A 14,109-nucleotide genomic window follows, 5' to 3' on the forward strand; every position below is an offset into this window, starting at 1 on the left:
TATCGCGGGAGGCCCTGCGGTGCTCTCCTGGGGGGAGGCTGCCGGAGGTGGCCGGGCGGGGGTGGGTGATGGCGGTGACGAGCGGGACCGCGGCGCTGGACGAGCTGCGACGGCTGCTGGACGAGGGGCACCCGGACCTGCCCTTCGCCGAGGCGCCGCTGCCGCCGGGCCACGACCGCGAGGAACCACCCGGCTGGCTGTGGGCGGACGGCCCGGTCCGGCCCGGGCTGCGGGACCCCGCCGCCTACACCGCCACCCTGCACGCCGACCCGGTGCTCCGGCCGGTGCTGCACCTCTCCCCCGCCGCAGCCCTGGCGCCGGCGGGCGGGACGGCGGACGGGCGCGGGGACGGGTCGGTCGGGGGCGCGAGCCCGGCCCAGCAGGCCTACCTGCGGGCCAGCATCGACGTCACGATGAAGGGCGGCACGACCAGCGGCGTCATCTACCCGCTGGCCCTGTGCGAGATCGCCCGCGACTTCCGGCTGCGCAACGTCGGCGGCGCCTCGGCCGGCGCCATCGCGGCGGCGTTCGCCGCGGCTGCGGAGGTGGGCCGGGCCACGGCGGACCTGCGCGACGAGCCGCCCGCCCCGGCGCGCCCCGAGCCGGCCCGCGACGGCCACCTCCGGCGCGGCTTCGCCGGGCTCGCCGACGTCATCGCCTGGCTGGCCCAGGTCGACGACCCGGCGGGCACCCCCGACGAGCTGCGCACCGCTCAGCTGTTCAAGCCCAAGCGGACGGCCCTGCCGCTGTTCCGGCTGGTGGCCGCGGTGATGCGCGGCCGGTCCTGGGCGCTGCCCCTGCTGGCCGCCACCAGCTTCGGCGACGGGGTGCGCGCCGTCTGCCTCGCCTTCCTGCTGGTCCTGCCCGCGCTGCTCTCCGTCGGCACCTGGCTGGTGGAGGGCGCCCCCGCCCCCGACCCGGTCACCGCCTACCTGGTGGCCGCCGGGTGGCTGCTCGCCCTCACGGTGGCCGTCCTCGGGCTCGCGGCCGGGCTGCTCTCCCTGCGCCGCCCGCGGCCGCCGGCGGTTCCCGCCGAGCTGCGCGAGCCCGTACCCGCCCCGCCCCGGCCGCCCGTCGCCCGCCGCACCGCCCTCCTGCTGGGGCTCGGCGGGCTCGGCCTGCTCGTCGTGGTCGCCCTGCCGCTGGTCTCGGAGACCTGGCGCTGGCTGGGCCTCGCCCGCTCGGTGCTCGCCTGGCTGGCCGGGGCGCTGGTCGTCCTGGCCGGCGTCGCCGTCAGCGTGCTCCGGCTGCTCGGCCGGGCGAAGAGCCACCGCTTCGGCCTGGTGGCCGGCAGCAGCACCGGCCCCGACGGCACCGGGTACCTCGACGGCCGCTTCGCCCGGCTGATGGGCATGCCCCGGGTGACCGTGCCGCTCAACCTGGTCGACTGGCTCGACCGCAGCCTGTCCGAGCTGGCCGGCACCACGGAGGTGCTGCGCTTCGGGCACCTGTGGGACGCCCGCTACACCGCCGCCGGGCCCCGGTCCGCCGCGCTGGCCGCGGCGCTCGAGCGGGCCGCCGCCTCCCCCGACCACCGGATGGTCAACCTGGAGCTGATGGCGAGCGAGCTGGTGCACCGGGTGCCGTACCGCTTCCCGCTCGCCCCGGGCGGGGAGCAGCTCTACCTGTCCCGCGGGGAGCTGGCCGGGGTCTTCCCGCCCGACGTCGTCGACGCCCTGACCGCCGGCGCCCCGCTCCGTGGCGGGCGCGACCTCGACACCGGCGCCGTGCTCGGCGACCTGCACCCGCTGCCGGAGGCGGCCGACCTGCCGGTCGTGTTCGCCGTCCGGGTGAGCCTGGCGTTCCCCGGCCTGTTCGAGGCCCTGCACCTCTACCGGACGGCGGCCCCGTCGGTCGTCCGCGACGACTTCGGCGCCCCGGTGCGCCGGGACGGCCGCCGGCTGCACCACCCGGCCGGACCGGCCGACGGCCCGGGCAGCACCTGGGTGCAGGAGCTGTGGTTCACCGACGGCGGGGTGACCTCGAACTTCCCCATCCACTTCTTCGACGCGATCCTGCCGCGCTGGCCGACCGTGGGCATCAACCTCGGCGCGCACCCCCGCGGCGCCGGCCACCAGGACGTCTACCTGCCCAGCGACCGGCAGGCCGCCCACGGCGTGGCCGCCCCGATGGGCCGCAGCCTGCTGGGCTTCCTGGCCGCCGTGGTGGACACGGCCCGCAACTGGCGCGACACCGCGCAGACCTTCCTGCCGGCGTCGAAGGGCCGGGTGGCCTGGGTGCGCCAGCGCCCCGACGAGGGCGGGTCGAACCTGTTCATGCCCCGGGACCGGATCGCCGCGCTGGCGCTGCGGGGTGCGGTGGCCGGGGCCCGGCTGCGGCGCCGGTTCGCCGCCGACGGCCAGTGGCAACGCCACCAGTGGCTGCGGATGCGGGCCGGCCTGGACAACCTGGCCCAGCTGCACGCCCGGGTGGCGGCCGCGCTGCGCGACCCGCAGTACGCCCAGTTCACCCGGGGCGGGGAGGCGGGCCGGGCGGCGGTCAGCGGGATGATCGACGCGCTGGGGGCGCAGGCCGACCCGACCGGCGCGGGCTGCGACCCCTACGGCCGGCCCGACGGCACCGCGGGGGGCGACGCCGGGGCCGGCGGAGCCGCCGGACCGGGCGAGCCGACGCTGGCCTGGTACCTGCCGGGCGTCGACGACGTCTTCTGGGACGCCGCCGGCTCTCTGCTGCAGCACTACGGCGCGCCGCTGCCCCACGGCGCCGCGCTCACCGCCGACGCCCCGGCGCCGGCGGCGTCGCTGCGGCAGGTGCCGCCGAACTGAGGCCGACGGCTAGAGGAGGCCCTGCTCCGCGGTGCCGGCGGGGATGGGGCTGAGCCGGAGCACCTGGGTGGGGCCGGCGGTGAGGCCCGCCGTCAGCTCCTGCAGGCGGGCGACGGCCGGGCCGGAGCCGTGCGCGTCGAGCAGCGCGGCGCTGGTCCACTTCTCGAGCATGTAGATCTGGTCGTCCGGGGCGTCGTGGATGGCGTAGAGCAGGCAGCCCTCCTCCTCGTGGACGGCCGGGATGGCCTCGACGAGGGCGGAGCGCAGGGCGTCGAGCTGCCCGGGGGCGGCGGTGAAGACGGCGACGACGACGACGGTCTCGTCGGGAGCGGCGGTGCTGGTCACGGGATGCGGTTCTCTCTGCTCGGTGGGGTGCTCACCGTAGCCAGCGGTGCACCCCTGCCCGTGCACGAGGGGCTTGCCCGGACGAGGACACTGGCCCGGTGCCCGAAGGTGACAGCGTCTACAAGGTCGCCCGGAAGCTGGAGCCCTCGCTGGTCGGGCAGACCCTGGTGCGCGGGGAGCTCCGGGTGCCGGCGCACGCGACCGACGACCTCGCCGGGCACGCCGTCACCGGGATCGACACCCACGGCAAGCACCTGCTGACCCGGCTGGACTCGGGCCTGACCCTGCACACCCACCTCAGGATGGACGGCTCCTGGACCGTCACCCGGCCGGGCCGCCGGCTGCCGCGCGACCTGCTGCCCGACGTCAGGGTGCTGCTGGAGACCGCGGCCGGGTCGACCGCCTACGGGATCTCCATGCCGGTCGTCGAGCTGGTCCGCACCGCCGAGGAGCACGAGGTCATCGGGCACCTCGGACCCGACCCGCTGCGCGCGGACTGGGACCCGGCGGAGGCCGCCGCCCGCCTCGCCGCGGACCCGGCCCGGCCGCTGGCCGCCGCGCTGCTCGACCAGCGCAACGTCGCCGGGCTGGGCAACCTGTGGGTCAACGAGCTCTGCTTCCTCCGCGGGCACAGCCCCTGGACCCCGGTCGGCGAGGTCGACGTGCCGGCGACCCTGCGGCTGGCCGCCCGGGCCCTCAAGCACTCCGCCCTGGTGCCCGGCGCCTACCAGGTGACGACGGGCAACAGCCGACGCGGCCAGGACCACTGGGTGTCCGGCCGCAGCGGTCAGCCCTGCCTGCGCTGCCGCACGACCATCCAGGTCGCCGCCGAGGTGCCCGGCGACCCCGAGCGGCGTCGCACCTGGTGGTGCCCGCGCTGCCAGCCCGGACCCGGCCCCGACCGCTGACCCGCCCGACCGCCACCCGGAGGAGCACGGTGCCGTCCACCACCCCGAGCCGACGGCGCCCCCACCGCTGGCTCGGCGTGGTCAGCACCGGCGGACGGCCTGACGGCCTAGGCCGCCGTCTCCGGGACGGCGGGACGTGACGGCCGGCGGGCCAGCGCCACCCCGACGAGGGACAGCACCCCGCCGGCGACGGCCAGCAGCGCCGGCACCTCCTGCAGGAACAGCCAGCCCAGCCCGATGGCGATCGGCGGCACGACGTAGGTGGTCACGCCCAGCCGGCCGGCGCTGGTCCGGCTGAGGGCGTAGGCCCAGGTGGAGAAGGCCAGGGCCGTCGGCACGACGCCCAGGTACAGCACGCCCAGCAGGGCCGACGTCGGCGCCACCCGGACCTCCGCGACCAGCGTCGGGGCGAACACGAGCGTCGCGACCGTCCCCACCAGGCAGGCCAGCCAGGTGACCTGCAGCCCGGGCACCCGGCGCAGCACCACCTTCTGCGCCACCATGGCGACTGCGTAGACGACCGCGCTGAGCAGGACGAGCAGCACGCCCACGACGTCGGCGTCGCCTGTGCTGGTCGCGATCCCGATGACGAGCGTGCCGGCGAAGGCCACCAGGCCGCCGACGACGAGCGCCCGCGGGAACCCCTCGCCCAGCAGCAGGCCGGCCAGCACCCCGATGAGGATCGGCGCGACCTGGATGAGCATGGCCGCCGTGCCCGCGTCGACGTGCTGCTCGCCGGCGTTGAGGGCGACGTTGTAGACCCCGAACCAGGCGACCCCGATGAGGCCGACGAGGGCCCACTCCCGGCGGCCCAGCCGGACCTTGCGGCGGCCGGCGACGACCAGGGTGAGCACGACGCTGCCCACCAGGAGCCGGCCCAGCGTCAGGGCCCCGGGCGAGAAGTGCGGGCCGGCGGAGCGGATGACGACGAAGGCCGAAGCCCAGGCCAGCACCGTGGTGGCGACGGCGAGCAGCAGCCTCGCGTCCGGGGGCCCGTCCTGGACGGGATGCGGGCCCGGGCCCTCGTCGGGGCGGGTCGGGGTCACGGCAGGACGGGGCACGGGCCCACCCTCGCCGACGGCGTGGTCGCTCACCACCCGATTGTCGGTCCCGGGGCTGACAGTTCTGCCGCCCTAGGCTGGCCCCCATGCCCACCTGGTTCCCCGACACCCCGGCCGAGGTCGCCGCGTTCGTCCCGCTGCGGATCGCGTTCCTGCTGCTGGTGGCCGTGGTGGCGCGCGCGCTCCTGCACCGGCTGATCGACCGGACGGTCCGGCAGTCCGTGCGCCGGGCGCCCGTGACCCGGTTCAAGGCCGCTCAGGTGCTCTTCGAGACCCCGGACGCGTCGCCCGACCGGCGGGACGCGCGGATCGGCGCCCTGGGCAGCCTGGCCAAGAGCCTGGTCACCTTCGTGGTCCTGCTGGTGACGGCGCTGACCGTGCTGGCCGAGCTGGGCTACCAGATCACCACGCTGGTGGCGGGGGCCTCGGTCGCCGGCGTCGCGGTCGCGTTCGGCACGCAGAACATCATCAAGGACCTGATCTCGGGCGTCTGCATGCTCATCGAGGACCAGCTGGGCGTCGGCGACTGGGTCGACATGGAGAAGGCGTCGGGCCGGGTGGAGGCCATCGGCCTCCGCGTCACCTCGCTCCGCGACGACGACGGCACCGTCTGGTACGTCCGCAACGGCGAGGTGCTGCGGGTGGGGAACTACTCCCAGGGCGGGCCCGGCCGGCCCCCGGTGGTCGAGGAGCCCGCACCGGCACCCGCGCCCTAAGCCGGCCCCGTGCCCTGAGCCTGTCGAAGGGCCTTCGACAGGCTCAGGCCGCGGAGTTCGGCTCAGCGCGCGAGGTCGGGCTCAGGCCGCGGCGAGGGCTCAGCCCTCGACGAGCGTGGCCTCGAGGGTGATGGTGGTGCCGGTCAGGGCCTGCGAGACGGGGCAGTTCTTCTTGGCGTCCTGGGCCGCCTCCTCGAACTGCAGCGGCGTGAGGCCGGGCACGACGCCCTTGACGCTCAGCTTGATGCCGGTGATGCCCTCGCCGGCCTGGAAGGTCACGTCGGCGGTGGTGTCGATGGAGGTCGGCGCGTTGCCGGCCTGCGCGAGGCCGTGCGAGAGGGCCATCGAGAAGCAGGTGGAGTGGGCGGCGGCGATGAGCTCCTCGGGGCTGGTGCGGCCGTCGGACTCGTTGGCGCGCGAGGCCCAGTTGACCTCGAAGCTGCCGACGCCGGAGGTGACGAGCTCGACCTCGCCCTGGCCCTCCATGAGCGAGCCTTCCCAGTGGGCCTCTGCGGTGCGGACGGTAGCCATGCTTCTCCTCGTGTGGTCGGACCCGACCGACGCAGGTCGGGTGGGCGCGACTCATCCTGCCAGCCCGCAGCCTCGCGCGCGGCGACCGGTCCGGGAGCGGCCGCCGGTGGGTGGGGGATGATGGAGCCGATGACCGAGCCAGCACCGCCCCTGCAGACCTTCTACGACGCCGTCGGCGGGCACGAGACGTTCGTGGCCCTCGTGAAGCGCTTCTACGAGGGCGTCGCCGGCGACCCGCCGCTCCGCGCGCTCTACCCCGAGGAGGACCTCGGCCCGGCCGAGACCCGCTTCCGGATGTTCCTGGAGCAGTACTGGGGCGGTCCGACGACCTACAGCGAGCAGCGCGGCCACCCGCGGCTGCGGATGCGGCACATGCCGTTCGAGGTGACCCTCGACATGCGCGACCGCTGGCTGCGGCACATGCGCGACGCCGTCGACTCCCTCGAGCACCTGACCCCGGCCCAGTCGCAGGAGCTCTGGAGCTACATGGAGCGCGCGGCCCACTCGATGGTCAACCGGATGGACGGCCCGGCGGGCGCGGCCCGCGGCCTCCAGCTCTGACGTCCGGGTTGTGAGGAGTTCGTCCGGGAGTACCCGGTCGAACTCCTCACACCGTCAGGGTCGGTCGCTCAGAAGCGCTCGGTACCCGGGTAGACGACGGGCTTGAGGCTGTGCGGGTCGCGGCGCGACGCCGTCAGCGCCTCCTCGACCTGCTCCAGCCCGAACTTGCCGGTCACCAGGCCGTCGAGGTCGACGGCATCGCTGGCCGCCAGGCCGATGGCCGCGGGGTAGCAGTTGGCGTAGCGGAAGACGCCCGTCACCTCGAGCTCCTTGACCTGGATCGTGGCCACGGGCAGCTCCATCGCCGGCGCGCCCAGGCCGACCAGCACCACGCGCGCGGCCGGGGCGGCGACGCCGAACGCGGCCTGCACGGCCGGGGTCGCGCCGCTGCACTCGAGGATGACGTCGACGGCCTCGACCTGGCTCTCCAGCGGGGCCGTGGCGACGTTCGCGGTCTGGCTGGCGCCGCGCCGGCGGGCGACCTCCAGACGGGTGTCGTTGGTGTCGCTGACGCCGACCCAGGCGGCGCCGCGGGCGCGGGCCACGTCGGCGCACAGCAGGCCGACCGGTCCGGCGCCGGTGACCAGCACCCGGTCCCCCGGCTCGATCCGGGCCTTGCGGGCGGCGGCGACGGCGACCGAGAGCGGCTCGATGAGCGCGGCGGCCTCGTCGCTCAGGCTGTCCGGCACGGGGTGGGCCCGCGAGGAGTCCAGCACGACGTACTGGGTGAACGCGCCGTCGACGGGCGGGGTCGCGAAGAACTGGACGTGCGGGCACAGGTTGTAGCGCCCGGCCAGGCACTGGGTGCAGCGGCCGCAGGTCTCCTGCGGCTCCATCGCGACCCGCTGGCCGACGGCGCGGTCGTCGACGGCGCTGCCCAGCGCGCGGATGGTCCCGGACGCCTCGTGGCCCAGCACCAGCGGCGCCTCGACGACGAAGTCGGCGATCCGGCCGTGCTCGTAGTAGTGCACGTCGGAGCCGCAGATGCCGACGGCGGCGACCTCGATGAGCACCTGGTGCGGTCCGGGCTCGGGGACCGGGCCGGGCTGCACGGCGACCTCGTGCTCGCGCAGCAGCAGGGATCGGGTCTGGTCGCTCGGCGCCGAGGTGGTGGTCATGGCCGCCACCCTAGTGGCTGGCCGCGAGGTCCTCCGGAGCCCACCGGGCCAGCGCGGTGCGCTGAGACGGGGTCAGCGGGCGCTCCCCCACGACCACCGTCCGGGCGGTCGCGTGCAGGCCGCCGTCGCGCGGGTTGCGGATCTCCACGGCCAGGGTGAACGAGCGCGTGCCCAGGGCGCTGACCGAGGTGACGACGTCGTAGGGCTCCGGCTGCAGGTCCATCGGCCGGCGGTACTCCAGGTCCTGCCGGGCCACCACCCAGACGTCCTCGGGCTGCCAGTCCAGCGTGGCGAGCATGAGCTCGATCCGCGCCTCCTGCACGTAGTCGAAGTACTTGACGTTGTTGACGTGGCCGTAGGAGTCCAGGTCGGACCAGCGCACGGCCAGCGGGTGGTGCGACGCCGGCTCGGCGACGGCGGTCCGGGGCAGCGGGCGCAGCGGCCGGGGCGGCTCCAGCACCGCGCTCAGCCCGGCGCGCTCGCCCGGGTCCAGCCGGCGCAGCCCGCCGCCGGCGAGGTCGAAGGGGGTGGCGCCGGTCCGGGCCCGGGCGGCGAGCACGTCGCCGTCCCACACGTCGTAGGCGACGGTGAAGCGGCTCGCACCCACCGTGTCCGCCCACAGCTCGACCAGCAGCGGGCGCTCGCCGTAGCCGACGGGGGCCAGGTACTCCACCTGGTGGCTGACGACGAGCACGCCCGCGTCCAGCAGGTGCGCCATCTCCGGGGGTCCGGCCAGCAGCCAGTCGACGCGGGCCTCCTGGAGGTAGTCGAGGAACGCCGCGTTGTTGACGTGCCCCTGCGCGTCCAGGTCACCCCAGCGGATCGGACAGCGGTAGCGGTGCCGGCTCACCGGCTCATGCTGCCAGACGGCCCCCGCCCGACCGGCCCCTAGGATGAGCGCGCCCCGGCCGACCCGGGCCGGGCCGAGGAGGACGTGTGCCCGACCACGCCCCCCACCCCGCCCCCGGGGAGGTCGTCCCGCTGCGGTCGGTGAGCGCGAGGGCCTGGCTCTACGCCCTCCGCCGCGTCGGCCGCGGGTTCTGGCGCCACCAGGACCACGACCTCGCCGCCGGCCTCACCTACCACGCGGTGCTCGCCGTCTTCCCCGCGCTCGTGGCCCTCGTGTCGCTGCTGGGCCTGCTCGGCGCCGGCGACCGGTCCACCGACACCGTGCTGGTCGTCGCCCGGCTGCTGGTCCCCGCCGAGGCGCTCGGCGTCGTCGAGCCGCTGGTGGAGAACCTCGCGGCCTCCTCCTCACGGGTGGTGACCCTGGTCCTGGGCGTCGTCCTCGCCCAGTGGTTCGTCACCATCTACGTGCTGGCCGTCGGCCGCGCGCTCAACCGGGTCTTCGAGGTGCGCGAGGGGCGGCCGCTCCTGCCGCGCCTGGTCCGCACGGTGGGCCTGACGCTGGTCCTGGGCGTGCTCGTGCTGCTCGCCGCGGTCCTGCTCCTGCTGTCCGCGCCGGTGGCCGAGGCGCTCGGGTTCCTCTTCGGCGTCGGCTCGCCGGTGGTGCGGGTGGTCGGGGTGCTCAAGTGGCCGCTGCTCGCCGCGGTGCTGGCCCTGCTGGTCGGGCTGCTGTACGCCCGGGCCCCCAACGTGCGGCCGCCCCACCGGCGCTGGGTGAGCCCCGGCGCGGTGCTCGCCATCGTCATCTGGCTCGTCGGCTCGCTGGCCTTCGGCTTCTACGTCCGCCACGTCGCCGGCTACCAGCGCACCTACGGCGCGCTGGCCGGGCTCGTGGTTCTGCTGGTGTGGCTGTGGGTGTCCAACCTCGCGCTGCTGCTGGGGGCCGAGGTGGACCGCGAGGTCGAGCGGGTGCGCCAGCTCGCCGCCGGGGTGGCCGCGGAGGAGCGCGTCGTGCTGGAGCCCCGCGACGTCCGGCTCAGCGAGAAGGTGGCGGCGCGGGACCGCCGTGACGTCGAGGCCGGGCGACGCCTGCGGCAGCGCCGCCCGCCGCCGCGCTGACACCCTTGCGCCGGTCACGGGCCGCCGCCATGCTGAGGCGCCGGCGCCCCTGCACCGGTCCTCGACGACGATCGGACCCTCCGTGCCGCTCCGCGCCCCCGCTCCCCTCCCCGGCCCCCTCCCCGCTCCCCGTCCCGGCCGTCTCCGGCTGGTCGTCGCGACCGTCGCGCTGGCCCTCGCCGGCTCGACGCTGCTGGCCGGCCCCGCCCAGGCCGCGCCGGCCGGCGGGCGCACCGTCGCCCTCGGCGACTCCTTCGCCTCCGGGGAGGGCCTGGCCCCCTACCGCGCCGGCACCGACACGGCCACCACCACCTGCCACCGCTCGCCGCGGGCCTACCCCGAGCTGCTCGACGAGGGCCGGCACCCGGCGGTCAGCAGCGTCCGCTCGGTCGCCTGCTCCGGCGCGCTGACCGGCGACGTGGTCGCCGACCTCCGCCCGGGCGACGACGTGGCGGCCCAGACCGCCGCCCTCAGCCGGCGCACCCGGACCGTGACGCTCACCGTCGGCGGCAACGACATCCTCTTCGCACCGGTGCTGGCCACCTGCACCTACACCCCCGTCCCCGCGCTCCAGGGCGTCGTGCTGGGCCGCCCGGGCTGCCGGGAGAAGCTGGAGCCGCTGGTCGCCGGGGCCACCGCCGGGCTCGCCGGGAAGGTGCCGACCGGTCCGGGCCGCGTCAGCCTGGCGACGGTGCTGGCCGAGGTGCACCGCAAGGCCCCGCGCGCGAAGGTCTACGTCACCGGCTACCCCCGGCTGTTCGGGCTGACCGGCTTCGACGCCTACGGCTGCCGGGTCGGCTCCGTCGCTGGCGCCCCGCTGTACGTCAGCAGCGCCGACGTCCGCTGGGTGCGCGCCAAGGCCGACGGCCTCAACGCGGCCCTGCGGGCCGGCGTCGCCCAGGCCCGCAGCCTCGGTGTCCCGGCCACCTACGTCGACGTCGCCGACGCCTTCACCAGCCACAACGTCTGCGGCTCGGGCACGCCGTGGCTCAACGGCGTGCTGCTCGCCCCGACGGCGCCGCCCTCGCTGGACCCGGCCACCTTCCACCCGAACGCGGCGGGGCAGAAGGCCTACGCCAAGGCCGTCACCGCTGCCGTGCAGGCGCGCCCGCGCACCTGAGCGCACCCCCTCCGTCCGCCCGCCGGCGCCGAGATCCGGCCAGAAGTCCGGCCCGGACCAGAAGTTTGGCCCGGAGCAGAAGAGGTACTGCGGACGGAGGGGTCGCCCGGCCCCGCTGAGCAGAGGGGGCAGCCATGGCGTCGTCCGGTCCGGAGCCGTCCCGCCGCTGGTCGGAGGACTGGTCCCGGCCGGTGGAGCGCGTGCCGCCCGTCGTCGACGTGCTGGTGCCGACCGTCGACCGGCCGGCCGAGCTGGCCGTCACCCTGGCCGGCCTGGCCGCGCAGGACGACCCGCCCTTCCGGGTCACGGTCAGCGACCAGTCCGACGACGGCAGCGCGGCCCGCGCCCCGGCCGTCGAGGCGATGGTCCGGGTGCTGCGGGCCCAGGGCCGGGAGGTCCGGCTGCTCCGGCACCTGCCCCGCCGCGGGCTGGCCGAGCACCGCCAGTTCCTGCTGGACACCGCCGAGGCGGACCAGGTGCTGTTCCTCGACGACGACGTCTGGCTGGAGCCGGGCACGCTGGCCCGGATGTCGGAGGCCCTGGACCGGCTGGGCTGCGGCTTCGTCGGCAGCGCCCCGATGGGGCTGAGCTTCCTCGACGACCGCCGTCCGCACCACCAGGCGCCGTTCGAGCCCTGGGACGGCCCCGTCCGGCCCGAGCGCGTCCGCGACGACAGCCCGGCGATCGCCCGGGCCTCCCTGCACGGCGCGGCGAACCTCGTGCACGTCGCCGAGCGGGTGCCGGTCCCGCGCGACGGCTGGCTGCCGTACAAGATCGCCTGGGTCGGGGCCTGCACCCTGTTCCGCCGCTCGGCCCTGGTGGAGTCCGGCGGCTTCGACTTCTGGCGCCGGCTGCCCCCGTCCCACGCCGGCGAGGACGTCGCCGCCCAGTGGCGGGTGATGGAGCGCCACGGCGCCGCGGGCCTGCTGCCCAGCGGCGCGGTCCACCTCGAGGCCCCGACGACGGTCCCCGACCGCACGGTCGAGGCCCGATCCGTGCTCTTCGCCGACGCGCCCTGAGCGACCACCCCGCGCCCTGAGCCGCCGGCGGTCGTCAGACCTTCTCGTACATGCTCTCCAGCAGGTCGGCGTACTTGCCCTCGACCGCCTTGCGGCGGATCTTCATGCTGGGGGTGACCTCGCCCTCGTCGACGCTGAGCTCGCCGGGCAGGATCTCGAACTTCTTCACCGTCTCCCAGCGCTCCAGCCGCTTGTTGGCCGCGCCGACGTAGCCCTCGACCATGGTGCGGACCTGCGGGCTCTGCGCCAGGTCCTCGCCCTCGGCGTGCTCGACGCCCTGCTCCGACGCCCAGCCCGCCACGGCCTCGGGGTCGAGGGTGGTCAGCGCGGTGATGTACTTGCGGCCCTCGCCGTGCACGACCACCTGGCTGATGTAGGGGCAGGCGGCCTTGAGGGTGCCCTCGACCTTCTGCGGGGCGACGTACTTGCCGCCGGAGGTCTTGATCAGGTCCTTCTTGCGGTCGGTGATCCGCAGGTAACCATGATCATCCAGCTCGCCCATGTCGCCGGTGGCGAACCAGCCGTCGTCCTGCAGGACCTCGGCCGTGGCCTCGTCCAGGTGGTGGTAGCCGCGCATCACGGCCGGGCCCTTGATCATGATCTCGCCGTCCTCGGCGATGCTCACCTGCGTGCCGGGCAGCGGCGGGCCGACGGTGCCGAAGCGGGTCGCCCGCGGGTTGTTCACGCACGTCGCGGCGCCGGTCTCGGTGAGGCCGTAGCCCTCGAGGATCAGCAGCCCCGCGGCGTAGAACCACTCCTGCACCTCGCGGTTCAGCGAGGCCGAGCCGGAGACGAAGAACCTGATCTTGCCGCCCATCCGGGCCTTGATCTTGCTGAAGACCAGCCGGTCGGCCAGCGCGTACTGCACGGCCAGCAAGCCGCTCGGCTTCTTCCCGGCCAGCCGGATCGGCGTCGTCCGCCGGCCGACGGCGAAGGCCCAGTCGAAGATCTTGGCCTTGACCCCGGCGCTGGCCGAGGTCATCACCTTGGCCCGGACCTTCTCGAAGATGCGCGGGGCGCCGGCCATGAACGTCGGCTGCACGACGCCGAGGTTCTCCACGATGCGCTCGATGTTGCCGTCGACGGCGGTGGCGAAGCCGAGCCGCAGCTGGGCGGCGATCAGCACCTTGCCGAAGACGTGGCTGAGGGGCAGCCAGAGGTACTGCAGGTCCTCGGGCTCGATGATGTCGAACTCCTCGAGCGCGGCGCCGAGGTAGGTCCAGTTGTCCTGCACGAGGCGGACGCCCTTGGGGCGGCCGGTGGTGCCCGAGGTGTAGATCAGGGTGGCGAGGTGCTCGGGACCGATGGGGGCGATGGCCTCCTCGACGGCGTGCGGGTGCGCGGCCAGGTGCTCGCGGCCGCGCTCGGCGAGGGCGGCCCAGCTGATCACCCGCTCGTGGGCGGGGGTGCCGTCGATCTGCACGATGGTGGTGAGCTCGGGCAGCTCGTCGAGGTGGTCGAGGACCTTGGAGACCTGCAGCTCGTCCTCGGCGAAGACGACCTTGGACTGGGAGTCGCCGAGGATGTAGCTGACGTCCTCGTGCTGGGTGTTCGGGTAGACCGTGGTGGTCGCGCCGCCGGCGCACATCACGGCGAGGTCGGCGAGGATCCACTCGACCCGGGTGCCGGAGTCGATGGCGACGCGGTCCTCGGGGCCGATGCCCAGGGCGAGCAGCCCCGCCGCCAGGTCGAAGACCTGATCCTGCGTCTGCTGCCAGGTCAGGGAGACCCAGCGGTCGCCGTCGAGGTACCGGAGCGCCTCGCGGCCGGCCTTGGCCCGGACCTGGTCGACCAGCATCGCGGCGACGCTGGGGTGACGGGAGGCCAGCAGCGCTGACTCGGTCATGGTGTTCCACCTCGCGTGAGAAGGGCGCCCCCGGCGCACGCCACGCTCGGCCTGCCGCGGTGAGGGCTTGCCCTGAGCGTATCGGGCCCGCGCCCGCTCCCCCGCCCGCGCGGCCGTGCACAGCCGATTCTCA

The 14,109-nt window shown here is 75.5% G+C and carries 13 protein-coding genes; 7 read left to right on the forward strand and 6 right to left on the reverse strand.

Annotated elements, in window-relative coordinates:
• Positions 1–47 precede the first annotated feature (47 nt).
• Positions 48–2,786, forward strand: coding sequence for a patatin-like phospholipase domain-containing protein (locus JOF54_RS21405; protein ID WP_210053809.1), 2,739 nt, complete (start codon positions 48–50; stop codon positions 2,784–2,786).
• A 9-nt stretch (positions 2,787–2,795) separates the two neighbouring features.
• Here the strand turns inward: JOF54_RS21405 and JOF54_RS05755 are convergent, their stop codons facing one another.
• The gene (locus JOF54_RS05755) at positions 2,796–3,131 is read right to left on the reverse strand and encodes a putative quinol monooxygenase (RefSeq protein ID WP_210053811.1); all 336 of its coding nucleotides are present in this window, start codon (positions 3,129–3,131) and stop codon (positions 2,796–2,798) included.
• A gap of 98 nt (positions 3,132–3,229) precedes the next feature.
• Between JOF54_RS05755 and JOF54_RS21800 the strand changes: the two genes are divergently transcribed.
• The gene (locus JOF54_RS21800) at positions 3,230–4,039 is read left to right on the forward strand and encodes a DNA-formamidopyrimidine glycosylase family protein (protein WP_210053812.1); all 810 of its coding nucleotides are present in this window, start codon (positions 3,230–3,232) and stop codon (positions 4,037–4,039) included.
• A gap of 107 nt (positions 4,040–4,146) precedes the next feature.
• Here the strand turns inward: JOF54_RS21800 and JOF54_RS05765 are convergent, their stop codons facing one another.
• Positions 4,147–5,133: a DMT family transporter gene (locus JOF54_RS05765; RefSeq protein ID WP_307803865.1), complete on the reverse strand. Its 987-nt coding sequence runs from the start codon at positions 5,131–5,133 to the stop codon at positions 4,147–4,149.
• A 53-nt stretch (positions 5,134–5,186) separates the two neighbouring features.
• On the opposite strand from JOF54_RS05765, the gene JOF54_RS05770 reads away from it, so the two are divergent.
• Positions 5,187–5,816, forward strand: a complete 630-nt coding sequence (locus tag JOF54_RS05770; RefSeq protein ID WP_210053814.1) for a mechanosensitive ion channel family protein — start codon at positions 5,187–5,189, stop codon at positions 5,814–5,816.
• Positions 5,817–5,915: 99 nt separating this feature from the next.
• Here JOF54_RS05770 and JOF54_RS05775 read toward each other — a convergent pair whose 3' ends face one another.
• Entirely contained in the window at positions 5,916–6,347 is a 432-nt protein-coding gene (locus JOF54_RS05775) for an OsmC family peroxiredoxin (protein WP_210053817.1), read from the reverse strand.
• Positions 6,348–6,476: 129 nt separating this feature from the next.
• Here JOF54_RS05775 and JOF54_RS05780 point away from each other — a divergent pair, with 129 nt between their 5' ends.
• Positions 6,477–6,908 (forward strand): globin, encoded by a 432-nt coding sequence (locus JOF54_RS05780; protein WP_210053819.1) that lies wholly within the window; start codon positions 6,477–6,479, stop codon positions 6,906–6,908.
• 68 nt (positions 6,909–6,976) lie between these two features.
• Here the strand turns inward: JOF54_RS05780 and JOF54_RS05785 are convergent, their stop codons facing one another.
• Both JOF54_RS05785 and JOF54_RS05790 read right to left on the reverse strand, forming a co-directional pair.
• Complete coding sequence (locus tag JOF54_RS05785; protein WP_210053821.1) at positions 6,977–8,026, reverse strand: NAD(P)-dependent alcohol dehydrogenase; 1,050 nt, start codon at positions 8,024–8,026, stop codon at positions 6,977–6,979.
• Between the two features lie 10 nt (positions 8,027–8,036).
• Positions 8,037–8,876: an acyl-CoA thioesterase gene (locus JOF54_RS05790; protein WP_210053823.1), complete on the reverse strand. Its 840-nt coding sequence runs from the start codon at positions 8,874–8,876 to the stop codon at positions 8,037–8,039.
• Between the two features lie 86 nt (positions 8,877–8,962).
• Here JOF54_RS05790 and JOF54_RS05795 point away from each other — a divergent pair, with 86 nt between their 5' ends.
• The 3 genes from JOF54_RS05795 to JOF54_RS05805 all read left to right on the forward strand — a co-directional run bounded on the left by JOF54_RS05795 (position 8,963) and on the right by JOF54_RS05805 (position 12,130).
• Complete coding sequence (locus JOF54_RS05795) at positions 8,963–9,991, forward strand: YihY/virulence factor BrkB family protein (protein WP_210053825.1); 1,029 nt, start codon at positions 8,963–8,965, stop codon at positions 9,989–9,991.
• Between the two features lie 82 nt (positions 9,992–10,073).
• A complete protein-coding gene (locus tag JOF54_RS05800; RefSeq protein WP_210053827.1) occupies positions 10,074–11,111 on the forward strand; it encodes an SGNH/GDSL hydrolase family protein in 1,038 nt (345 codons plus the stop codon).
• A 134-nt stretch (positions 11,112–11,245) separates the two neighbouring features.
• Positions 11,246–12,130, forward strand: a complete 885-nt coding sequence (locus tag JOF54_RS05805; protein WP_210053829.1) for a glycosyltransferase family 2 protein — start codon at positions 11,246–11,248, stop codon at positions 12,128–12,130.
• A gap of 34 nt (positions 12,131–12,164) precedes the next feature.
• Here the strand turns inward: JOF54_RS05805 and JOF54_RS05810 are convergent, their stop codons facing one another.
• On the reverse strand, positions 12,165–13,976 hold the full coding sequence (locus JOF54_RS05810; protein ID WP_210053831.1) for an AMP-dependent synthetase/ligase: 1,812 nt from the start codon (positions 13,974–13,976) through the stop codon (positions 12,165–12,167).
• Positions 13,977–14,109 lie beyond the last annotated feature (133 nt).

Origin of the sequence: Microlunatus capsulatus (genome assembly GCF_017876495.1) — a bacterium.
GTDB classification, from domain to species: Bacteria; Actinomycetota; Actinomycetes; order Propionibacteriales; family Propionibacteriaceae; genus Microlunatus; species Microlunatus capsulatus.